General features: G+C 57.6%; 21 protein-coding genes. 8 read left to right on the forward strand and 13 right to left on the reverse strand.

The annotated features are described in order from the left end of the window. Positions 1 to 191: 191 nt before the first annotated feature. The 6 genes from msrQ to AC1MEE_RS21385 form a co-directional block, all read right to left on the reverse strand. Positions 192 to 812 carry a protein-methionine-sulfoxide reductase heme-binding subunit MsrQ gene (gene msrQ, locus AC1MEE_RS21360; RefSeq protein ID WP_480411539.1) on the reverse strand — a complete coding sequence of 207 codons (621 nt, stop codon included), beginning with the start codon at positions 810 to 812 and terminating at the stop codon, positions 192 to 194. After that, positions 812 to 1,825 carry a protein-methionine-sulfoxide reductase catalytic subunit MsrP gene (gene msrP / locus AC1MEE_RS21365; RefSeq protein WP_480411540.1) on the reverse strand — a complete coding sequence of 338 codons (1,014 nt, stop codon included), beginning with the start codon at positions 1,823 to 1,825 and terminating at the stop codon, positions 812 to 814. The genes msrQ and msrP overlap by 1 nt, the downstream gene beginning before the upstream one ends. 62 nt (positions 1,826 to 1,887) lie before the next feature. Next, positions 1,888 to 2,745 (reverse strand): CDP-diacylglycerol--serine O-phosphatidyltransferase, encoded by an 858-nt coding sequence (pssA, locus tag AC1MEE_RS21370; protein WP_480411541.1) that lies wholly within the window; start codon positions 2,743 to 2,745, stop codon positions 1,888 to 1,890. A gap of 156 nt (positions 2,746 to 2,901) precedes the next feature. After that, complete coding sequence (gene ilvC / locus AC1MEE_RS21375; protein WP_480411542.1) at positions 2,902 to 3,918, reverse strand: ketol-acid reductoisomerase; 1,017 nt, start codon at positions 3,916 to 3,918, stop codon at positions 2,902 to 2,904. 46 nt (positions 3,919 to 3,964) lie between these two features. Further along, a complete protein-coding gene (ilvN, locus tag AC1MEE_RS21380) occupies positions 3,965 to 4,456 on the reverse strand; it encodes an acetolactate synthase small subunit (protein WP_480411543.1) in 492 nt (163 codons plus the stop codon). Between the two features lies 1 nt (position 4,457). Further along, complete coding sequence (locus AC1MEE_RS21385; RefSeq protein ID WP_480411544.1) at positions 4,458 to 6,182, reverse strand: acetolactate synthase 3 large subunit; 1,725 nt, start codon at positions 6,180 to 6,182, stop codon at positions 4,458 to 4,460. A 401-nt stretch (positions 6,183 to 6,583) separates the two neighbouring features. On the opposite strand from AC1MEE_RS21385, the gene AC1MEE_RS21390 reads away from it, so the two are divergent. Then, positions 6,584 to 7,015, forward strand: coding sequence for a DUF4124 domain-containing protein (locus tag AC1MEE_RS21390; protein WP_480411545.1), 432 nt, complete (start codon positions 6,584 to 6,586; stop codon positions 7,013 to 7,015). Positions 7,016 to 7,037: 22 nt separating this feature from the next. Here the strand turns inward: AC1MEE_RS21390 and AC1MEE_RS21395 are convergent, their stop codons facing one another. The 3 genes from AC1MEE_RS21395 to mrcB are packed head-to-tail and all read right to left on the reverse strand — an operon-like array spanning position 7,038 to position 10,472. Further along, entirely contained in the window at positions 7,038 to 7,367 is a 330-nt protein-coding gene (locus tag AC1MEE_RS21395; protein ID WP_480411546.1) for a YqcC family protein, read from the reverse strand. After that, complete coding sequence (locus AC1MEE_RS21400) at positions 7,367 to 8,134, reverse strand: tetratricopeptide repeat protein (RefSeq protein ID WP_480411547.1); 768 nt, start codon at positions 8,132 to 8,134, stop codon at positions 7,367 to 7,369. Before AC1MEE_RS21400 ends, AC1MEE_RS21395 begins: the two co-directional genes overlap by 1 nt. Positions 8,135 to 8,150: 16 nt before the next feature. Continuing rightward, entirely contained in the window at positions 8,151 to 10,472 is a 2,322-nt protein-coding gene (mrcB, locus tag AC1MEE_RS21405; protein WP_480411548.1) for a penicillin-binding protein 1B, read from the reverse strand. Positions 10,473 to 10,589: 117 nt separating this feature from the next. Here mrcB and AC1MEE_RS21410 point away from each other — a divergent pair, with 117 nt between their 5' ends. From AC1MEE_RS21410 to AC1MEE_RS21420, 3 genes are all read left to right on the forward strand, one after another. Then, complete coding sequence (locus AC1MEE_RS21410) at positions 10,590 to 12,134, forward strand: bifunctional aminoglycoside phosphotransferase/ATP-binding protein (protein ID WP_480411549.1); 1,545 nt, start codon at positions 10,590 to 10,592, stop codon at positions 12,132 to 12,134. Between the two features lie 90 nt (positions 12,135 to 12,224). Beyond that, a complete protein-coding gene (locus AC1MEE_RS21415; RefSeq protein WP_480411550.1) occupies positions 12,225 to 12,569 on the forward strand; it encodes a pentapeptide repeat-containing protein in 345 nt (114 codons plus the stop codon). Positions 12,570 to 12,812: 243 nt separating this feature from the next. Beyond that, complete coding sequence (locus tag AC1MEE_RS21420) at positions 12,813 to 13,085, forward strand: TfoX/Sxy family protein (protein WP_480411551.1); 273 nt, start codon at positions 12,813 to 12,815, stop codon at positions 13,083 to 13,085. A gap of 226 nt (positions 13,086 to 13,311) precedes the next feature. Here AC1MEE_RS21420 and deoC read toward each other — a convergent pair whose 3' ends face one another. Both deoC and AC1MEE_RS21430 read right to left on the reverse strand, forming a co-directional pair. Then, positions 13,312 to 14,082, reverse strand: a complete 771-nt coding sequence (gene deoC / locus AC1MEE_RS21425) for a deoxyribose-phosphate aldolase (RefSeq protein ID WP_480411552.1) — start codon at positions 14,080 to 14,082, stop codon at positions 13,312 to 13,314. 145 nt (positions 14,083 to 14,227) lie between these two features. Beyond that, positions 14,228 to 15,145, reverse strand: a complete 918-nt coding sequence (locus AC1MEE_RS21430; RefSeq protein ID WP_480411553.1) for a ChaN family lipoprotein — start codon at positions 15,143 to 15,145, stop codon at positions 14,228 to 14,230. 276 nt (positions 15,146 to 15,421) lie between these two features. Here AC1MEE_RS21430 and AC1MEE_RS21435 point away from each other — a divergent pair, with 276 nt between their 5' ends. Further along, positions 15,422 to 15,760 carry a Rieske (2Fe-2S) protein gene (locus AC1MEE_RS21435; protein ID WP_480411554.1) on the forward strand — a complete coding sequence of 113 codons (339 nt, stop codon included), beginning with the start codon at positions 15,422 to 15,424 and terminating at the stop codon, positions 15,758 to 15,760. 11 nt (positions 15,761 to 15,771) lie between these two features. Here the strand turns inward: AC1MEE_RS21435 and sfsA are convergent, their stop codons facing one another. Both sfsA and AC1MEE_RS21445 read right to left on the reverse strand, forming a co-directional pair. Next, positions 15,772 to 16,485: a DNA/RNA nuclease SfsA gene (gene sfsA / locus AC1MEE_RS21440; protein WP_480411555.1), complete on the reverse strand. Its 714-nt coding sequence runs from the start codon at positions 16,483 to 16,485 to the stop codon at positions 15,772 to 15,774. Continuing rightward, positions 16,485 to 17,657, reverse strand: coding sequence for a pyridoxal phosphate-dependent aminotransferase (locus tag AC1MEE_RS21445; RefSeq protein ID WP_480411556.1), 1,173 nt, complete (start codon positions 17,655 to 17,657; stop codon positions 16,485 to 16,487). The genes sfsA and AC1MEE_RS21445 overlap by 1 nt, the downstream gene beginning before the upstream one ends. Positions 17,658 to 18,012: 355 nt before the next feature. On the opposite strand from AC1MEE_RS21445, the gene dksA reads away from it, so the two are divergent. The 3 genes from dksA to AC1MEE_RS21460 all read left to right on the forward strand — a co-directional run bounded on the left by dksA (position 18,013) and on the right by AC1MEE_RS21460 (position 22,654). Further along, the gene (gene dksA, locus AC1MEE_RS21450) at positions 18,013 to 18,456 is read left to right on the forward strand and encodes an RNA polymerase-binding protein DksA (protein WP_480411557.1); all 444 of its coding nucleotides are present in this window, start codon (positions 18,013 to 18,015) and stop codon (positions 18,454 to 18,456) included. A gap of 93 nt (positions 18,457 to 18,549) precedes the next feature. Then, positions 18,550 to 19,437 (forward strand): tRNA glutamyl-Q(34) synthetase GluQRS, encoded by an 888-nt coding sequence (gene gluQRS, locus AC1MEE_RS21455; RefSeq protein WP_480411558.1) that lies wholly within the window; start codon positions 18,550 to 18,552, stop codon positions 19,435 to 19,437. A 262-nt stretch (positions 19,438 to 19,699) separates the two neighbouring features. Then, a complete protein-coding gene (locus tag AC1MEE_RS21460) occupies positions 19,700 to 22,654 on the forward strand; it encodes a sensor histidine kinase (protein WP_480411559.1) in 2,955 nt (984 codons plus the stop codon). Positions 22,655 to 22,669: the final 15 nt, after the last annotated feature.

Here is a 22,669-nt window from a genome sequence, read left to right on the forward strand (position 1 = left end):
GCGGGAGGCGAATTCTACAGCGTTTCAAACCACTGTCAACCACCTTTTTCACCGCTTCCGATCTACTTGATCGAAGCTCTTCCTCGCCCTTTACTTCGACTAACTCTTTGATTACCAAGGAGTTTTCCGCTTCATCTGCTCCGGAAGTGGGGCGAATTATAGGCGCAACGAAACTTACGTCAAGGGTTAATTCAGGCTTTTGTTACAGAAAGTACTTTTTGAGCCTTTAGACGTGGAATCCGCCGCGCAATGGCCGGGATTCGCAGGGTTAATAGCACCGCCCCGATCGCCGCATAGAGAGACCACTCTTTAAGGTCAGCCCGAACGATCCAAAGCATGTGCAACAATCCCAGCCCAAGAATCACGTAAACCAGACGGTGAAGCTTCTTCCAGCGCGCACCCAATCGACGCTGACTGTAGCGATTCGAGGTAACAGCCAACGACAACAGACAAAGAAATGCCAGACTGCCAACGATGATATAGGGCCGCTTGACCAGCTCTACACCCAATTGGGACCAATCCAATCCCAGGATGAACACCGCATAAGCGCCCACGTGCAGGACTACATAAGCAAAACACCACAACCCCAGCTGCCGACGGACCGCAATCCAGCCCGGCCATCCGCTCAACTTCTGCAAAGGGGTCATCGCCAAGGTGATCAGAAGCAGAATCAAGGTAGCGAGCCCGAGACGATCGACAAGGACCTTGCCGGGATCAGGCCCCAAGGCAAAAATCCAGGCCTGATACAACCACAAGATGGGCGCAACGCACGCCGCGAGAAACACGCCAACGCGCCAGAATGGATAACGCATCAGTAGTTCTTCCGCAGGTCCAGACCGGTATATAAGGAGGCAACCTCCTCCCCGTACCCATTGAACATCTCCGTCTGCCGAATGTGCGGACTGAACAGCCCACTGGGCAGACGACGCTCATGCGCTTGTGTCCAGCGCGGATGATCCACAGTGGGGTTCACGTTGGCGTAAAAACCGTACTCGCTCACCGCAATACTCTGCCAGGTGGTTTTCGGCTGTTCGCTGACCAGACTGATCCGCACAATGGACTTCACGCTTTTAAAGCCGTACTTCCACGGCACCACCAGGCGCAACGGTGCGCCGTTCTGATTGGCCAACTCCCGCCCGTACATCCCCACCGCGAGAATCGCCAAGGGATTCATCGCCTCATCCAGACGCAGCCCCTCTACATAAGGCCAATCGATCAGAGCAAAACTGGAACGCTGACCCGGCATCGACTTGGGGTCCTGAAGCGTTTCAAAGCGGATGTATTTTGCCTTGGCCGTCGGCTCCACTTGTTTAAGCAACGCCGAAATAGGAAAGCCCATCCAGGGGATGACCATCGACCAGGCTTCGACACAGCGCAGTCGATAGATCCGCTCTTCCAGTTGATAGGGCTTCATGAAGTCTTCGAGTGCATAACGCCCCGGCTTTCCAACCTCACCATCGATCACCACACTCCACGGCTCGGTTTTAAAAGCGCCTGCATTTTGCGCAGGATCACCCTTGTCGGTCCCGAACTCATAAAAGTTGTTGTAGTGGGTCGCATCCTTGAACGGTGTGATCGCTTCACCCTTGACGATGACCGCCTGCCATTTCGTATCGGGCAGTTTTTCTGTGAACCAGGCAGGTGCCGCACCGTGTTCAACATCAGTATAAGGCGAAGGATCAGCGGCACTGGCCCAGCGCGGCAGAGCGCTGACGGCCAGACTGGCAAGAGAGCTGCCGAGCAGTGCACGACGGGAGAGATAAAAGGACTCAGGCGTGACATCCGACTCTTTGCAGCCGGATGCCGAAGGCAGCTTGATTAACATGAAGACTCCGCAGCTATGGGGACTAGTGCACCAATAGACTGCGCAGTATGGGGGAAATTACATCACTCGGCCGATTTGTGACGACGCAGCAGCAACAGGTATTGCACCGGCCCGGAAGCCGCATATGCGAGGAAAATCAGCAGCAAAATACGCGGCGGATCACTGAAGACGACCGCGAATACCAACACAACAGCAAGGATGGCAACAAAGGGCACGCGCCCCTTGAGATCCAGCTCCTTGAAGCTGTTGTACTTGATATTGCTGACCATCAGCATGCCTGCGGCCGCAACCAGCAAGGCGACCAGGAACGACATTTTCGAACCCTGGATGCCGTAGTCACTGAAAGCCCAGACGGTTCCTGCCACAACGCCCGCCGCAGCCGGACTGGCCAGACCAATGAAGTAGCGTTTGTCGGCCGTGCCTACCTGAGTATTGAAGCGGGCGAGACGCAGTGCCGCGCCTGCAACATAGATGAAGGCAACCATCCAGCCGACCTTACCCATATCACCCAATGCCCAGCCGAACGCCAATAAGGCCGGCGCGACGCCAAAAGCGACCATGTCGGACAGCGAATCGTACTCGGCACCGAAAGCGCTCTGAGTGTTGGTCATGCGTGCGACGCGACCATCAAGACCGTCAAGCACCATGGCGACGAAAATAGCGATCGCAGCGAAAGCAAAATACTTGCTCGCCCCCACCGGGTCTCCCGCACTCAACGCACTCTGAGCACTCATCGAGCTGATGATCGAGTAAAAGCCAGCAAAGAGATTCGCGGTGGTGAACAGATTAGGCAGCAGGTAGATACCGCGATGCCGGACTTTGCGTCCCTCGGCATCATGCCCTTCTTCAATATGCTCATCGATCGGTAGCAGGCTTTCGGCGTCAGAGGCCTGGTTTGGCTCTTCGGGACGTTCGCTCATGGACAATACCTTGCAACGGGGTGGAGAGTTTCGACAGATGTTTGCAACGAGGGTTCGTTATCAAACGATGCAGCTTTATACCAGAAGCGTGCTGCCATAACGAAAAAACGCGGCCGAAGCCGCGTTTTCCTACAACAAAAACCTTAGAAGCTGAAATCAGTTCTTGGTTTTGTCGACGATCTTGTTCGCTGCAATCCAAGGCATCATGGAACGCAGTTTTTCACCGATGATTTCGATGCCGTGGTTAGCGTTGTTACGACGCTTGGCAGTCATCGAAGGATAGCCAGTAGCACCTTCGCTGATGAACATCTTGGCGTACTCACCGTCCTGAATGCGTTTCAGGGCATTGCGCATGGCCTGACGCGATTCGGCGTTGATGACTTCCGGGCCAGTCACGTATTCGCCGTATTCAGCATTGTTGGAGATCGAGTAGTTCATGTTGGCGATACCGCCTTCGTACATGAGGTCAACGATCAACTTCAATTCGTGCAAGCACTCGAAGTAAGCCATTTCTGGCGCGTAGCCTGCTTCAACCAGGGTTTCGAAGCCAGCTTTGACCAGTTCAACGGTACCGCCGCACAGTACGGCTTGTTCGCCAAACAGGTCGGTTTCGGTTTCGTCTTTGAACGTGGTTTCGATGATACCGGTACGGCCGCCGCCAACGCCCGAAGCGTAGGACAGCGCAACGTTTTTGGCGTTGCCGGATGCATCCTGATAGATAGCGATCAGATCAGGGATACCAGCGCCTTTGACGAACTCGGAGCGCACAGTGTGGCCCGGTGCTTTTGGCGCGATCATGATCACGTCGAGGTCAGCGCGAGGTACAACCTGGTTGTAGTGGATCGCAAAGCCGTGGGAGAAGGCCAGGGTTGCGCCCTGCTTCAGGTTAGGCTCGACTTCGTTCTTGTACAGCTGGGACTGGAATTCATCCGGAGTCAGGATCATGACCAGGTCAGCAGCGGCCACAGCGGAAGCAACGTCAGTTACTTTCAAGCCATGAGCTTCAGCCTTGGCGACAGTAGCCGAACCCTTGCGCAGACCAACAGTGACATCTACGCCGGAGTCTTTCAGGTTGCACGCTTGAGCGTGACCTTGAGAACCGTAACCGATGATGGCCACTTTCTTGCCTTGGATGATCGAAAGGTCGCAGTCTTTATCGTAATAAACTTTCATGAAATTCCCCTGTTATCTTGGCCGTTCAGGCCATTGTCAAAATGAGTTAGATGCTCAGCACTTTGTCGCCACGGGCAATACCCGTCACGCCACTGCGTACTGTTTCCAGGATGGCAGAAGTGCCAATGGCCTGAATGAAGCTGTCCAGTTTGTCGCTTGTCCCTGCCAGTTGCACGGTAAAGACGCTACTGGTTACGTCAACGATCTGCCCACGGAAAATATCCGTGGTGCGCTTGATCTCGGCGCGCTGGGCACCCGTGGCCTTGACCTTGACCAGCATCAGTTCGCGTTCGATGTGTGCGCTTTCGGACAAATCGACCAGTTTGACCACCTCAATCAGTTTATTGAGGTTTTTGGTGATCTGCTCGATGACTTCGTCGTGTCCGACCGTGGTCAGCGTCAGACGCGACAAGGTCGGGTCTTCGGTCGGCGCCACCGTCAGGCTTTCGATGTTGTAGTTACGTTGCGAGAACAGACCTACAACCCGCGACAATGCACCCGGTTCGTTTTCCAGCAGTAGGGAAATGATGTGCCGCATGTTAGGTCCGCTCCGTCTTGCTCAGCCACATATCGCGCATGGCGCCGTCTTTGATCTGCATGGGATAGACGTGCTCGCTGGCGTCGACCTTGATGTCGATGAACACCAGGCGATCCTTCATGGCGAACGCTTGCTCCATCATCGGCTTCAAATCTTTCAGATCGGTGATGCGCATACCGACGTGACCGTAGGCTTCAGCCAGTTTGACGAAGTCCGGCAACGATTCCATGTAGGAATGCGAGTGACGCGCACCGTAGCTCATGTCCTGCCACTGACGAACCATGCCGAGCACGCCATTGTTGAGCAGGATGATCTTCACCGGCAGATCATGCTGCAGGCAGGTCGACAGCTCCTGAATGTTCATCTGGATGCTGCCTTCACCGGTCACACAAGCGACGTCCGCATCCGGGAAGCTGAGCTTGACGCCCATGGCTGCCGGGAAACCGAAGCCCATCGTGCCCAGACCACCGGAGTTGATCCAGCGATTCGGCTTGTTGAAGCGGTAGTACTGCGCCGCGAACATCTGGTGCTGACCCACGTCGGAGGTGACGAACGCGTCGCCATGAGTGACTTCGCTGAGCGTCTCGATCACGGTCTGCGGTTTGATGATGCTGCCGTCACCCTTATTGTAAGGGAACATGTCGCGACCACCGCGCCATTCTTCGACCTGCTTCCACCAACTGGCGACCGATTCCTTGTTAGGGGTTTCGCCGATGTCCTTGAGGGTGGCGACCATCTCGGTCAACACGCTTTCCACCGGACCTACGATTGGTACGTCGGCCTTGATGGTTTTGGAGATCGAAGCCGGGTCGATATCGATGTGGATAATCTTGGCGGTCGGGCAGAACTTCGCCGGGCCGTTGATCACACGGTCATCGAAACGCGCCCCGACTGCCAGGATCACGTCGGCATGGTGCATGGCCAGGTTGGCGGTGTAGCTACCGTGCATACCGAGCATGCCGAGGAACTGGCGATCGGTGCCCGGATAAGCGCCAAGGCCCATCAAGGTATTGGTGACCGGCACGTTCAGCAGTTGCGCCAGCTCGGTCAACGGTGCGGAGCCGTTACCCAGAATGACGCCGCCACCGGCATAAATGATCGGCCGCTTGGCCGCCAACAGCATTTCCACGGCTTTGCGGATCTGGCCCGAGTGACCACGAACCGCCGGGCTGTAGGAACGCAGCTTGGCTTTTTTCGGAAAGACGTATTCGAACTTCTCGGCCGGGTTGGTCATATCTTTCGGGATATCGACCACGACCGGACCAGGCCGGCCGGACTGCGCCAGATAGAAGGCTTTTTTCAGCACTTCAGGGATTTCCGACGCGTGCTTGATCATGAAGCTGTGCTTCACGATCGGCCGGGAGATACCGATCATGTCGGTTTCCTGGAATGCATCGGTACCGACCATATTGCTTGGCACCTGAGCGGTCAGGATCACCATCGGGATCGAGTCCATGTACGCCGTGGCGATACCGGTAATGACGTTGGTCGCGCCAGGACCGGAGGTCACCAGTACGACGCCAGCCTTGCCGGTCGCCCGCGCATAGCCGTCGGCCATATGCGTGGCAGCCTGCTCATGACGAACAAGAATATGTTGAACAGCCGGCTCTTTGAACAGCGCATCGTAGATATGCAATGCGGCACCACCCGGGTACCCATAGATATACTTGACGCCTTCGTCACGCAAAAAGCGGACGATCATTTCCCCGCCAGATAAAAGCTCCACGTTGTCCACCTCTAAAACGCCAGAATACCGCCCACCAAAGGGACGGGTCTTAATAGGTTTACTGCTAGCAGAGCATGAGCGACGGTGGTCGCCGACTACGTCAGCACTGACTGAGCAAGTATTGGGAGGTCCCCAAAGTGTTGCGGGGCTTTCCCACCCAGCGCGAGGTAACGCGTTGCGGGTGTTACAGGTCGACGCGGATGTGCGCCTCATGATCTACCGAGATGGCCTGCTTCTGGCAGTCCGTCTACAGCGAACTTTGGATTGTTGTGATTCGACCTCGCTAAGTCAAGTCATCCGTGCGCTTTCTTCTGACTAACTGCATGAAAAATCACTGGATGACGGCTCCAGCGACACACTTATGGTAGGTTGCCGGGTGCACAGCCATTAAAGGAAGCACCATGCGTTGCAGGATTTTAGCGGCCGCTCTGCTGCTCTCATTGAGCCCCGCCAGCCAGGCCGGCCAGATCTACAAATGGGTCGACGCCCAAGGTCAGACTCATTTTGATGCGCAGCCGCCCACAGGCCAGTCAGCGCAACAGATAAGTGTCCAGCAGGCGCCACCATCGCCACCATCGCCCGCGATATCTCCGCCGAAAGGTAACGCACAAGGCAACCAGAAGGCGATAAACGCCAAAGTCAAAATACTGATTGCGGATCAAGAGGCCAAACGCGCGAAATATTGCGAAGACGTGAGGACCAATCTCGCCCAGTATCAGAACAATCCGCGCATACACGAGGAAGTGAAGGGGGAAGTGAGGCGCTTGACCGAGGAGGAGCGCCAAGCGCGCATTGCCGAAACCGAAAAAACCATTAAGGACAACTGCCAATAGAGACGCCGGGCGCCAGCGTCTCTTAAGTGGCCTCGGTAATCAATCGGTCGAACTGAGCCAGCAGTTGCTGAAGAAAACGGGCCTCATGCTGGCGGCTCGCGTAGACCATCTCGGCCATTTCCAGAATGCCTGATGCATTGGGCAGTGGCAGATTCTGCTCGAGGATGACTTTCATCCGCGGCAGAAAAACCCACTGTAACCACTGATCGAACGCCAGCGTATCAACACAAAACGGCTCACGACTGGCCAAGTCCTGCGCGCTGGGTGGCGACTCACTCCACCAACCCTGCACACGCAATTCACGCTCGATCAGCAGCAGTTGCTCAGCCACTTGAGGAAAGCGTTTATCCATCAGGAGCTGGCCCCGGCTCTTTGCCGCGCCAGTGCCGCGCCTGCCGCATCGCCCTGTTTTTCACGCGATTGGGCGATCAAACCCCACAGGCTGGTCTGCAGACTTGGCCGACCATTGGCGTAAGTCAGAGCACGACGAGCGAGTTGTTCGGCTTGTGCCGCATCGCCCTGAGCCAGACGCACTTGCGCCAGACGATAAAGCACTTGTGGCTCACGCGGCGCCACGCGCTGGGCGCGCTCCAGGCTCGACGACGCACCATTGAGGTCGCCGCTGGACTGCTGCTGCTGAGCGGTCGTAAGCAATGACAGGACCGGACCATCGAGCTCTTCGTCCGCAGACAAGCCGCCGCCACTTGGAATACCACTCGGCATTACCGGCGCTGGAGCGTTGTAACTGTCAGTATTCATCGGCGCAGAGTTCATGGGAGCGCTATTCATCGGTACAGAATTGATCGGCGCCGTGTTGATCGGCGACGTATCGATCGGACTGGTATTGAATTGAGGTGCCCCAGTCGGCGCCGGGTAACTCTGAATCGGAGCCGAGCTGCCGCCTCCAGGCACCATCACCGTCACGCCGGAATCTTGCGGAACGACCTGCGGTTGCTGAGCAGTGTTCGGCCGATAAGCATTTTTAGATTTGCTCTGGAGACGCTCACTGTTAGAAACCTTGCTACCGGAATCCTCCACCGGAATTGAGCCACGCTGCACGCTGGCACAACCATTAAGCAAAGCCAGAGCCGTTAAAGCAGGAATCCACCACTTATTCACTTCACATCCTCTTTGCTTAGTTCAACCAGCCCTTGACCCAATCCATCACAGAATCAGCCGGTGCCGGGGTACCGCCACATGCTGTGCCGGGTGCCGGTTCGCTGCCGCGAATATACGGCATCTGGACCGCGTTCGGGCAGGTCGAATCGGAACCTTGACCAGTACTGGCATTGATCCAGACCTGAACCACATTGTCCGGCATCGGCGTATCCAACGGAAGTGGGTCGGCCTTGCGCATGAAGCTGGTCCATATCTGCAACGCGCCGGTGGCACCGGTGAACGGTGTCTTGCCGTTATCGTCGCGGCCTACCCAGACAACAGCCAGCAAATCCTGACTGAAACCCGCGAACCAGCTGTCACGCGAATCGTTACTGGTGCCGGTTTTACCCGCCAGATTCAGTGAACTCGGCAGTTGGCTATAAACCGACTTGCCAGTACCTTCGCGCATGACGCGCTGCATCGCATTTTGTACCAGGTAAATCGAGCCCGGATCGAAGCGCTGCTGAATCTGGAACGGATAACGCTTGAGCGGTTCGCCCTCGGCGGTCAGTACGCTGCGGATACCGCGCATCGGCGTATTGAAGCCACCATTGGCGATGGTTTGGTACATGGTCGCCACTTCCATCGGACTGAGTCCGCCCGCACCCAGCAACATCGACGGATACGCTGGCCATTCGCGGGTCACGCCCAACTTCGCCAGGGTCTTGAACACATTCGGCACACCCAGCTCAAGCCCCAGCTTCGCCGTGGATAAGTTGTAGGAATGCGCCAGCCCTTGGTACAGGAAAATGTTCCCGTGGGATTTGCGGTCGTAGTTCTGAGGTGTCCACACCTGACCATCGGCGCCTTTGACCGAGAACGGCTCATCGGCCACCCAACTGGTCAGGGTGTACTGCTTTGGACGCTCGAGGGCCGTGAGGTAGATGGCTGGCTTGACCAGAGATCCGATCGGACGTACGGCATCGATCGCCCGGTTGAACCCGGCATACCCGGCTTGGCGGCTACCGACCAAAGCCTGGACTTCGCCGGTTTCCGGGTTGGTCACGACCATCGCCGCTTCCACATCCTCGCCACCCTTGCGACCGGCCAGCTTCTTGAACGTCTCGCTGACCGCTGCTTCAGACTTCACCTGCAGGATTGGATCGAAACTGGTGAAGATGCGCAGCCCTTCTTCGGTCAAGTCTTCGTTACGGTAGTCTTCACGTAACTGACGCTTGACCAGATCAAGGAAGCCGGGGAACGAGCTGTCCGCCAGACTGCCGGTCTTGGTCACGCCCAGCGGCATCTTTTTGGCCGCAGCGACGACTTCCGGCGTCGCCACGCCTTGCTGTTCCAGAAGATCGAGCACCAGATTGCGGCGCTCCATTGCGCGTTCAGGGTTACGCCGCGGGTTGTAATAGGATGGCCCCTTGACCAGGCCAACCAGCAGCGCCACCTGATGCAACTTCAGTTCGGACAGCGGCTGACTGAAGAAATACTGGCTGGCGAGACCGAAACCATGCACCGCGCGTTGTCCGTCCTGGCCGAGGAAAACCTCGTTGAGGTACGCCTCGAGAATTTCCTGTTTGCTGTAGTGCACCTCCAGCAGCATTGCCATCATGGCCTCGGTCAGTTTACGACTAAGGCTGCGTTCGCTGGTCAGGTAGAAGTTCTTGACCAACTGCTGCGTCAGCGTACTGCCACCCTGGCGCATCTGTCCGGCAGACGCATTGACCCAGAACGCCCGAGCAATCGACTTGGGCGACACGCCGAAGTGGTGATAGAAGTCCCGGTCTTCGACCGTGACCAGCGTATCAAGCAAATAAGGCGGTGCCTGATCGAGCTTGATCAAGATGCGATCTTCGAGATTCGCCGGGTAAAGTCCGCCGATCAACAGGGGTTCAAGACGTGCGACCGACAATTTCGAACCATTGGTCGCCGACAATTCCGCCACATAATCGCCGGAAAAACGCACATGCACTTTCTGCGCAGGGTCTGTCCCTTCATAGAACTGGAAGCCGCGGGTATTGAGATCGACGCTGGTACCACTCACCGCTGCCGCACCGGGACCGTTGGCCACGCTTTCACGGCGATACCCCAAGGCATCGAGCTCCGTCAGGAAATCTACCTGAGAAAGTTTTTGTCCGACGAACAGCTCCAGCGGGCGCGCATAAACCTTGGCCGGAATCGTCCAGCGCTTGCCAGAAAACTTTTCCTGGACCACGGCATCGAGATAAACCGCAAAGCCAGCCAACACCACCAGGCCGACCAGTCCGAGCTTCAAAGCCCAGCCAAACCAGGTGCGAAGACCGCCAGAGGCGCGTTTTGGGGGAGTACGAGGAGTGCGGGTACGAGTCATGGCGGCGGATTATACGCACTTTATCGCTCATCGGCAGACACCCTTCTGGCGGTTTGCAGCACAGCCATCAGCCGCCATAATGGCCGCCTCGATTTTCAACCCCTTAAAGGATCGCCTGTGAGCCAATCCCTGATTGCCGCCCTGCAAAACCCGGCCCTCTATCCGCACCCGGTCGACAGTTTTCAGGTCATTGAGACGCATATCTCGTGGGTGCTGCTCACCGGCCCCTACGCCTACAAAATCAAGAAGCCGATGAATTTCGGTTTCCTCGATTTCACCACCCTGCCGGCACGCGAACACTTTTGTGGCGAAGAGCTGCGTTTGAACCAACGCCTGACTAACGATTTGTATCTCGACGTTTTGCCGATTACCGGTAGTGCCGAGGCGCCGCAATTGGGCGGCGATGGTGAAGTAATCGAGTACGCACTGAAGATGCGCCAATTCCCGCAAAGCCAGCTGCTCAGCACCTTGCAGGCCAATGGCGAATTGACCACGTCGCATATCGACGAGATGGCCAAACAGATTGCCGAGTTCCACATCAGCGCCCCACACGTTCCACTGGAACATGCACAAGGCACGCCTGACAGTGTGATGGCGCCGGTCCTGCAAAACTTCGAACAAATCCGCCCGCTGATCAGCGACAAGGCCGATTTGCAGCAATTGGAAGCCTTGCAAGCCTGGGCACAATCCAGCTTCGAACGGCTTAAAGGTCTGTTCGCCCAGCGCAAGGCAGATGGTTTCATTCGCGAATGCCACGGCGACATCCATTTGGGCAACGCCACACTGATCGACGGCAAGGTCGTGATTTTCGACTGCATCGAGTTCAACGAGCCCTTCCGGTTCACCGATGTCTATGCCGACATCGCGTTCCTCGCAATGGACCTGGAAGACCGTGGGCTGAAATCCTTGTCACGCCGCTTCATCAGCCAGTATCTGGAGCTGACCGGCGACTATCAGGGCCTGGAACTGCTGAATTTCTACAAAGCTTATCGCGCACTGGTTCGCGCCAAAGTTGCGCTGTTCAGCCTGCCAGCTGACGCCGATCCGGTGCAGCGTGCCAGCACCCTGCGTCAATATCGCAATTACGCCAATCTGGCGGAAAGCTACAGCGCCATCCCATCGCGTTTTCTGGTGATCACCCACGGCGTTTCAGCCGTGGGCAAAAGCCACGTAGCCATGCGTCTGGTGGAAGCGCTTGGCGCTATTCGTTTGCGCTCGGATGTCGAACGCAAACGCCTTTTCGGTGAGAACAGTGAGAACGGTGGCCTCTATAGCGCTGACGCCAGCGTCGCCACTTACACCCATCTGCATCAACTGGCCGACAGCGTATTGCGCGCAGGCTTCCCGGTGGTAATCGATGCGACCTATCTCAAGCGCGAACAGCGTGACGCCGCCGCAAAGGTTGCCGAAGCCTCTGGTGCGCCGTTCCTGATCCTCGACTGCAACGCTCCACACGCCGTGATCGCAGGCTGGTTGGCGCAACGTCAGGCGCAGAATATCGATCCGTCCGACGCAACCATGCAAGTGATCGAAGCGCAGCAAGCCAATCGTGAAGCGCTGGGCGCTGATGAGATTCTGCGCAGCAAACGCGTAGAGACCAATAACAGCGGCGATCTGGACAGTCTGGTGGCCAATATCCGTCAGCGTTTGCCGGGCCTGTAAGCGATTGTTTGAACCGTGAAGCAGTTAACGCTTCACGGTTCAAAAATAGTGGCACTATAATGGCGTCATGATTCCAACAGGAGGCGCCCAATGAGCCAGCCCAAGCAGCTCGACTCCCCGCTGTATGCTCTTCTGCACCACGAAAACATCACTGGCTTCAATCAAGAGAAACCCAAAACCGGCACCATCGATCTTATCGGCGGTGATTTCCGCGGGTTGGATCTACGTCAACTGGATGCCACTGGTATTGACTTCACGGACGCGTATTTCCGTGCGGCGGACCTGCGAGGTCTGGACTTGCGCCACACCGCAATGGAAGGCGCCAGCCTTGGCCAAGCACAGATCTCCGGGGCATTCTTCCCCGTGGAGCTGACGGCGGATGAAATTCTGATGTCAGTCAATTTCGGCACCCGGCTGCGCTACAGAACCAAATGATCGATAAATAGTTCAGCCCCGCACGCTCTGTGCGGGCTTGGTCGCTCGGCATTCACGCCCTCGACAGATCTGCGACGCGCCCTCCCCGCCTGGTTTGAATCCTCCATGAGCGACGCCTGCTTATGTGCGGTTTCACCTACGAAATCAGTAGCCCCCCGCTTTTTCCCGCTGCCCGCTACACTCCTTTCAGATTTGCCAACAAGGCAAACGCAGTGCAGTGCTCAGCCATCGCAAGGAGGCATGATGAACGATGAACTGCAACATTTGAAAAACCTCGGCAAGACCTCTGCCCAATGGCTACATGCCGTGGGTATCCACAGCGCCTCGGATTTACGTCGACTGGGTGCGGTGGATGCTTACAGGGCGGTACGCACTCGAGGTTTTCGGGCGTCGAAAGTGCTGCTCTATGCCATTGAAGGAGCGCTACTGGACATGCATTGGAATGACATCCCGGTCGAGCGCAAAGAAGCTCTGAACAAGCAGTTGGACGCGCTTTCGTCGCGCCAGAGACACTAAATTCGAGCACCGGATCCGGCAGTTGAAAATAGTTTGAAAGCAGGCGCTGACATACAAATGAGAATCGTTATGATTATCGCCAGCTGGTCGCGAGACCGGTCGATGATTTGACAGACCACTGGTTCGGAACCTCAGATTATCTCCTCATCAGGCTTATCACGGTTATTGACCCGGCTTTTTGCCGGGTCTTTTTTTGCCTGTGAAAAAGACCCGGCAACCCACACCACTAGCGCCCCGGCGCCAGCACGCCCAAGCGGGTCAGCAAGTCATCGAGCACACTTGAAGCGCCCAGCCGCACGCGGTTGACGTTGACCCAACAAGGGCCGAAGCGTGCTCGTGCCAGGTCGAGATAAATCCGCGCATCCTCAAAGGTACGAATCCCTCCCGTCGCCTTGAAACCAGCCTGTCCGCCCACATCGGCAATCACCTCCAAAATGATCCGCGCAGCTTGTGGCGTGGCATTGACGCTGACTTTGCCGGAACTGGTCTCGATGAAATCCGCGCCCGCCGCTATGACGTCCATGCAGGCCTTGCGGATGATCTGTGGGTCTTTCAATTCACCTGTTTCCAGAATGACCTTGAGTATCGCCCGTTCACCGCAGGTCGCTTTGCAGGCCGCCACCAGATCCATCGCCGCTTGCCGATCACCGGTGAGCAGCGTGCGGTACGGGTACATCAGATCGATCTCATCGGCACCGGAGACCAGGGCAACCCTGGTTTCAGCAATGGCTGACTGGATGTTCGACCCTCCATACGGATAGTTGACGACGGAGGCGACATGCACGTTATCCGCGTGCAGGTCATTCAAGGTGCGGCGCGCCAACTGCACGAAGCGCGGATAGACGCACACCGCCGCCGCGGCTCCCAAGGGCGTCACAGCTCGCTGGCAAAGGCCGATGATGCGCTCTTCGTTGTCATCGAAGTTGAGTGAGGTCAGATCCAGCAATCCGATCATTTGACGAGCCAGTTGCTCCTCTTGCGAAGTCATTTCTTTCATCCTGTTCAGTCCCTTTCATACCAGCCGGGACAATAAACGAGACCGATGCTCCAGACTTGATCGCCCCCTGAACAGGGAACGGGACTACAGAACTAAAAGACAAATCCGAATCAATACGCGGGAACGCGGGCGGCGACGGCTTTGATCAAGGCTTTTTAGGCTGATCACGCCATTGCGCGCAGTAATCCTGCTCAGGTAAAGCTGCGGTGTACCACACGTAGTCGGCAGAGCCTGGCGCCACCTGCGCACCGACTTGCGCCAACAGCAGCACAACGGTGCCCTCGCCGGCGCCCAGATCAAGAAGATGTGTGGGCACGCCGATGTCCTTGCGCACATGGTAAGTGCCGGCAAACAGCAGCGCGGGCACAGGAGCTGCGAGCACCCGTTGGGCCATACGCCGGTCTCGTTGCTGCTGGACCGCGAGCATCGCCGGCATGTGCTCTTCCGGCATCAAGCCACAATGGGATTCGCGAATCTGATCCAGCAATTGCTCACGCACCGCAGGGGCGGTCGAATGCGCGCCAGTCAACAACGGTGGTTGCGTGTAGATCGCCATGATTTCGTCGGGGTCCAGGTTCGCCGACAACAACGGATAGGGCTGCCCCAGGGCATACCGCACGATCGGACCGTATAACGCCCAGTCCCAACCCTTTTGCCACGCCAGAGCGGCCGGCAGATCAGCGGGGGCATTCGACTTTTTGAAGTCCGCCTGAAGCGCATCAACCTTCGCCTGCTGGTCCGGGTTGAGCATTTCCAGCAGCAGGCTGCCTTGCGCGCGCCGATCAGCCAGCACCTGCAAGAGCCATAGCTGCAAAGCGTGGTGGTCCGGGTTGTCGTGCTGTTCGCCCACCAGAACCCGTGAGGCCTGCGCCAAACGTTCCGCCAGTTGCTGCGCTGTCAGTTTCCGCCCACTGTTTAAATCACGAATCATGCCTAAATCCACATGCTCATGCCCAAGAGGGCTTTGCCAAGCCGGTATATTCCGCAACGGAGGTGTCGCTTGGCAAGCGTTCAGCGCACCCAGTACCACCGTCAGCACCACTATCGAGAGCAAACGACGCATAGAGCCTGCCTTTTATCGGGCGATGATCAGAGCATACCCACGCGTCGGGTGATGTTGTACCAACACCTCCAGGCCGCAGACCGCAGACCGCAGACCGCGTTGAGCGGTTCAGACTGCAGAATGACGGCCGGGCTGTCCAGTGAATACCGGAGCTGCGACACTACCGCGCTCTGAACAAGAGAGGCATTTGATAACCATTTGCACTTACGCATCAAGCTCGATCACTTTACGGGTGACTAGAGGGCTGGCCGGACTTATTGGCGATGGGAGCCAACCATGAAATTTCTCTGCGACGCAGAGTCTCTGACCGAAGCCCAAAGTCGAGGCTTTGACCTGGATGGACTCAAACTAGTGGCGGTACGCCGGGACGGGCAAGTCTTCGTTTATCGCAACCGCTGCCCGCATCGCGGTGTGCCATTGGAGTGGCAGGCGGATCAATTTCTGGATGCGAGCGGGAGCCTGATCCAGTGCGCGACCCATGGCGCGCTGTTTCTCATTGAAAGCGGAGAATGTGTGGCCGGGCCTTGCGCCGGGCAATCATTGAGCGCGATTGCCTGTCGCGAAGACCCGAGCGGGATCTGGGTCAGTCCGCCCCGCACCGACCAGGTTCCGTGAGACAACTGCCCTCACTGCGCCAAATGCACCTCAAGCCGACGGTCGATACGGACCTCTTCCGGGGTCAGTTGCACGCCATAGGCCAGCACCTCGACACCTGCCGCAATGGCGTCACGCAAGGCCGCTGCGTAAGCCGGGTCGATCTCTTCGGCCGGGCGCACCGCGTCAATCCCGGTCAGGTTGACACAATACAACAGCACTGCGCGCACGCCCTCTCGAGCCAGACTCGCCAACTCGCGTAGATGACGCGCACCCCGCTGGGTCACGGCATCAGGAAAGGCCGCAATCGGCGAGTCGTCAAAACCCAGGGTCACGCTTTTGACTTCCACGAAGGCCGGCCCGCTCGGGTAGTCCAGACGGAAATCAACCCGACTGTTTTCCTGTCCATAAGCCACTTCGCGCTTGAGCGCGGTAAAGCCGTTCAGCTCGCTGATCACCCCGGCGCGCAAGGCCTCCTCCACCACGTTGTTCGCCCGACCGGTGTTGACGCAAGCAAAGCGTCCTTGTGGGGTTTCGCTGATTTCCCAAGTGCCCGGCAGCTTGCGTTTGGGATCGTTTGAACGACTGAACCAGACACGCCCGCCCGGCGCCATGCAATTGAACATCGAACCGGTATTGGGGCAGTGAATGGTCAGTTTTTCGCCGCTGTCGGTTTCAATGTCGGCGAGAAAGCGCTTGTAGCGAATCAACAGACGGCCGTGTTCAAGCTCAGGAGAAAAACGCATCAGCCCTGCCAACTCCGCAAGCCACAGGCAATCCGCTCTACCGCTTCCTGCAGGCGCGGCAGGCTCTGGGTGTAGGCAAACCGCACGTGATGGCCGGCCTGAAAACGGCCAAAGTCCAGTCCCGGGGTTATCGCGACGTGCTCGGTTTCCAGAAAATGCCGGCAGAACGCAAAGGCATCACCGCCAAAAGCGCTGATGTCCGCGTATAGATAAAAAGCGCCTTCCGGCTCCACCGCGATGCCGAAACCCAATTCGCGCAAGGCCGGTAACAGGAAATCACGCCGACGCCCGAACTCGGCACGCCGCTCTTCGAGAATCGCCAGGGTCTGCGGCTCGAAACAGGCCAGAGCTGCGTACTGAGCCATGCTCGGTGCACTGATGTAGAGGTTTTGCGCGAGTTTTTCCAGATCCGCCACGGCATCTTCCGGCGCGACCAGCCAGCCCAGGCGCCAGCCGGTCATGCCGAAGTATTTGGAAAAGCTGTTAAGGACGAACGCATCGTCATCGACTTCAAGCACGCTGGCCGCATCGCAGCCGTAAGTCAGCCCGTGATAGATCTCGTCAACCACCAAATGGCCATTACGCGCTTTCAGCGCCGCTGACAGGGCCGCCAGCTCATCACGTTGCAGCAAAGTGCCGGTCGGGTTGGCAGGCGATGCGACCAACGCGCCGACGCTGTCCTGATCCCAGTGCCGCGCCACCAGATCCGGCGTCAGTTGGTAACGAACATCCGGTCCTACCGGTACCAGTTGCGCCGCCCCTTCAACCAGCCTGAGGAAATGCCGGTTGCACGGGTAACCCGGATCAGCCAACAGCCAGTGTTTGCCGGGATCGACCAGCAGACTGCTGGCGAGCAGCAACGCGCCAGAGCCACCAGGGGTCACGAGAATCCGTTGCGGATCGACAGTGACCTGATAGCGCTGGGCGTAGAAGCCGGCGATGGCTTCACGCAATTCGGGCAAGCCTCGGGCCGCGGTGTAGCGGGTTTTGCCAGCCGCCAATGCCGCCTGACCTGCTGCGATGATCGGCTCAGCTGTAGTGAAATCCGGCTCACCGATCTCCAGATGGATGACATCGTGGCCCGCCGCCTGCAGTTCATTCGCACGCGCCAGCAAGGCCATCACATGAAAAGGTTCGATAGCGCGACTGCGCGCACTGTAGGGCTGAGCCATGAGCCTTCCTTCGGATAAAGAGAGTCAAAATACTAATCGCCTGATTCTACCCAACCACCCGCTCAAGAGTCTGTTTAATGACGTGCGGACTATTAAGCGATTCAGCGCTCAGATCAAAATAAAACTGCCGAGCGCTCTTGCTGGGTACTAAAATCATCTTTTCAAACGTGTTTTTACACACCATGCTCAAGCGCCACGGCCTTGAAAGGCGAACGGCAGCAATACGCTCGATAACCGGGAGTAGCGCACTCCGATTCGATCTGGTAAGTTCGCCCGCTTGCAGCCGCAGGGCCGGCAGGTGTCGGTGATCGATCAATCCTGCGCAATGGATAGAAGAGTGAGAGGCGGTCCATTCATGCCCACCCAAGAAAAGCAGCAAAGCAGCCAGCTAGTCCGCGACTTCGAACCTTACGCAATAAGTAAGGGTGAGGAGTACATGAGCGACCCCATGCGCGCCCACTTCATCAGCATCCTCAATAAGTGGAAGTTGCAGCTGATGCAAGAGGTCGATCGGACCATGGATCACATGAAGGACGAAGCGGCCAACTTCCCCGATCCGGCAGACCGTGCAAGCCAGGAAGAGGAATTCAACCTGGAACTTCGCGCTCGAGATCGTGAGCGCAAGTTGATCAAGAAAATCGACAAGACATTGGAACTGATCGGTGACAATGAGTATGGCTGGTGCGAATCCTGCGGCGTAGAAATCGGTATCCGCCGACTCGAAGCCCGCCCTACCGCCGACCTTTGCATCGATTGCAAAACCTTGGCGGAAATCAAGGAAAAACAGGTCGGTAAATGACCTGCAGAGGGGGCGCTCAGGCGCCCCTTGTTGTTTCTGGCGCAATTGATTTCCAGTAGATCGGGATCAAAGAGTTCCAGTAACATCGCCCCCATGAAATCCCCCTCCTATATCGGGCGCTTTGCGCCAACCCCCAGCGGTTACCTGCACTTCGGCTCATTGGTCGCGGCCCTGGCCTCGTATCTCGACGCGCGCGCGGTGAGCGGGCAATGGTTGATGCGCATGGAAGATCTTGACCCACCGCGCGAAGTCGCCGGCGCACAGGGGGCGATTCTGCAGACCCTGGAAAGCTACGGCTTCGAGTGGGACGGCGAGCTGATCAATCAAAGCCAGCGGCATGAGGCTTATGCACAGGTGGTGAATCGCTGGTTCAGCCAGGGCCTGGCCTACGCCTGCACCTGCTCGCGCAAGCAACTGGAAGACTGTCACGGCGTTTACCCGGGGTTGTGCCGCAATGCCGGGCATGCCCCTGAAAACGCGGCGATACGCATTCGCGTGCCAGAGTTGGAATATCGCTTTGAAGACCGTGTGCAGGGTACGTTTGCCCAGCATCTGGGACGCGACGTCGGCGATTTCATCATTCGTCGCCGAGATGGGCTGTACGCTTATCAACTGGCCGTAGTGATCGATGATGCCTGGCAAGATGTGACCGATATCGTGCGCGGTGCCGATCTGCTCGACTCCACGCCCCGCCAGCTTTACTTGCAGGAACTGCTCGGTCTGCCGCAACCTCGCTATCTGCATGTGCCACTGATCATCCAGCCTGACGGCCACAAGTTGGGCAAGTCGTATCGCTCACCGCCGCTGCCGAGCGATCAAGCCACCCCGCTCCTGCTGCGAGCCCTGCGCGCACTGGGCCAACCCGTCAGCGATGAGCTTGAATATGCGAGTCCCCGAGAGTTGCTTGATTGGGGAATTCAGCACTGGGATGCGACCTTAATTCCACGCGTGCGAAGCCTGGCCGAGGCTGAGTTAAGCTGAGTTAGAGCCATCGGCGCAGGCGAGTATCAGCGGTAATCAAAACGCCACTTGCAGCTTGGGCTCCATCCAGTACCATCGCCGCACCTTTTTAGTGAGGCCAGCATGTATATCTATCGATTGGTCCTGCTCCTGGTGGTAGGGATATACCTTTTTTCCCCAGCCATCATGGACTGGTGGATTGAACCGACAGGCGCGTGGTATCGCCCGTATTTGCTCTGGCTGATTCTGATCGTCGTGACCTTTATCCTGCAGAGTCAACGAGATGCCGATGAGCTTTAGCCTGACCCAGATGATCTTGATCAGTGCCGCCTATTTGCTGGTGCTGTTCGGTGTCGCCTGGATCAGTGAGCGTGGCCTGATCCCGCGCTGGATCATTCGTCACCCACTGACCTACACCTTGTCGCTCGGGGTGTATGCCAGCGCCTGGGCTTTTTATGGCACGGTCGGTCTGGCCTATCAGTACGGCTACGGTTTTCTTTCCAGTTATCTCGGCGTGTCTGGAGCCTTTCTGCTGGCGCCAGTGTTGCTGTACCCGATTCTCAAGATCACCCGCACGTACCAGCTGTCATCCCTGGCCGACTTGTTCGCCTTTCGCTTTCGCAGCACCTGGGCCGGTGCGTTGACCACCATTTTCATGCTGGTCGGCGTGCTGCCGTTATTGGCGTTGCAGATTCAGGCGGTGGCCGACTCCATCGGTATCCTGACCCGCGAGCCGATCCAGAATCGCGTCGCTCTGGCTTTTTGCGCCTTGATCACGCTGTTCACCATTTTCTTCGGTTCGCGGCATATCGCGACGCGGGAGAAGCATGAGGGGCTGGTGTTCGCGATAGCCTTCGAATCTGTGATCAAGCTGATCGCGATGGGCGGCGTTGGCGTGTATGCGTTGTACGGTGTGTTCGACGGCCCGCAGCAGCTTGAACAGTGGCTGCTGCAAAATCAGACCGCCCTGGCTGCCCTGCACACGCCGCTGCAAGAAGGCCCTTGGCGCACGCTGTTGCTGGTGTTCTTCGCCTCGGCGATTGTCATGCCGCACATGTACCACATGACCTTCACCGAAAACCTCAACCCGCGCTCGTTGGTCAGCGCCAGTTGGGGGTTGCCGCTGTTCCTGCTGTTGATGAGCCTGGCCGTGCCACTGATTCTGTGGGCCGGTCTTAAACTCGGCGCCACCACCAGCCCTGAATACTTCACCCTGGGCATCGGCATTGCCGCCAACAACAAAGCGCTGGCGCTGCTGGCATATGTGGGCGGGTTATCGGCGGCCAGCGGACTGATCATCGTTACCACCCTCGCACTGTCCGGGATGGCACTCAACCATCTGGTGTTACCGCTGTATCAGCCACCCGCTGAAGGTAATATCTACCGCTGGCTGAAGTGGACCCGTCGCGCCCTGATCGTCGCGATCATCATGGCTGGCTACGGGTTCTACCTGTTGCTCGGCAAGCAACAGGATCTGGTGAATCTGGGTATCGTCGCCTTCGTCGCCACCTTGCAGTTCTTGCCAGGCGTACTGGCGGTCCTGTATTGGCCGGCCGCCAACCGTCGCGGTTTTATCGCCGGGTTGCTGGCCGGGATCTGCGTGTGGGTGGTGAGCATGCTCTTGCCGTTGATCGGCAATCTGCAGGGCATTTATATCCCGCTGCTGAACATGATTTACGTGCTCGACGACACCAGTTGGCACATGGCGGCCATCGCCTCGCTGGCCGCCAACGTCCTGATGTTCACCCTGATTTCGCTGTTCAGCAATGCCAGCCCGGAAGAGGCCAGCGCCGCTGAAGCCTGCGCCGTCGACAACGTGCGTCGCCCGCAACGGCGCGAATTGCACGCGGCCTCGCCCCAGGAGTTCGCCACACAGTTGGCCAAACCCTTGGGCGCCAAAGCCGCACAAAAAGAAGTCGAACAAGCGCTGCGTGATCTTTATCTGCCCTTCGATGAGCGACGACCTTATGCCCTGCGCCGCCTGCGTGACCGGATCGAAGCCAACCTGTCAGGGCTGATGGGCCCCAGCGTCGCCCAGGACATGGTCGAAACCTTTCTGCCGTATAAATCCGGCAGCGAAAACTACGTGACCGAAGACATTCACTTCATCGAAAGTCGTCTTGAGGATTACCACTCACGGTTGACCGGCCTTGCCGCTGAACTCGACGCCTTGCGCCGCTATCACCGCCAGACCTTGCAAGAGCTGCCCATGGGCGTGTGCTCACTGGCCAAGGATCAGGAGATCCTGATGTGGAACAAGGCCATGGAGGAGTTGACCGGTATCGCCGCTCAGCGAGTGGTCGGTTCCCGGCTGGAAACCATCGCCGATCCGTGGAAGGAATTGCTGCAGGGTTTTATCGACCTACCCGACGAACACTTGCACAAACAACGCCTGGGGCTCGACGGTCAGACGCGCTGGCTGAACCTGCACAAAGCCGCCATCGACGAACCGCTCGCCCCCGGCAACAGCGGTCTGGTATTGCTGGTCGAAGATTTGACTGACACCCAAATGCTCGAAGACAAACTGGTGCACTCCGAGCGCCTGGCCAGCATTGGCCGTCTGGCGGCCGGCGTCGCCCACGAAATCGGCAACCCGATCACCGGCATCGCCTGCCTGGCGCAGAACCTGCGCGAAGAGCGCGAGGACGACGGCGAACTGACCGAAATCAGCAGCCAGATCCTCGAGCAGACCAAACGTGTTTCGCGCATTGTGCAATCACTGATGAGCTTCGCCCATGCCGGCAGTCATCAACATTCCGACGAAGCGGTTTGTCTGGCCGAAGTGGCCCAGGATGCCATCGGTCTGTTGGCGCTGAATCGGCGCAATTACGAGGTGCAGTTCTTCAACCTGTGCAACCCCGAGCACTGGGTCGATGGCGACCCGCAAAGGTTGGCGCAAGTCTTGATAAACCTGCTCACCAACGCCCGTGACGCCTCCCCCGCAGGCAGCGCGGTACGGGTCAAAAGCGAAGTATCCGAACACACTGTCGATCTGATCGTAGAAGACGAAGGCAGTGGGATCCCCAAAGCAATCATGGACAGATTGTTCGAACCATTCTTCACGACCAAGGATCCGGGGGAAGGTACCGGACTGGGCCTCGCACTGGTCTATTCCATCGTTGAAGAGCATTATGGACAAATCACCATCGACAGCCCGGCCGACCCCGAGCACCAACGCGGTACCCGTATCCGGGTAACACTACCGCGTCATGTCGAAGCGACGTCCGCTGTGAACTGAGACCGTCGAGAGTAT

Source organism: Pseudomonas sp. ASL3 (genome assembly GCF_056680425.1).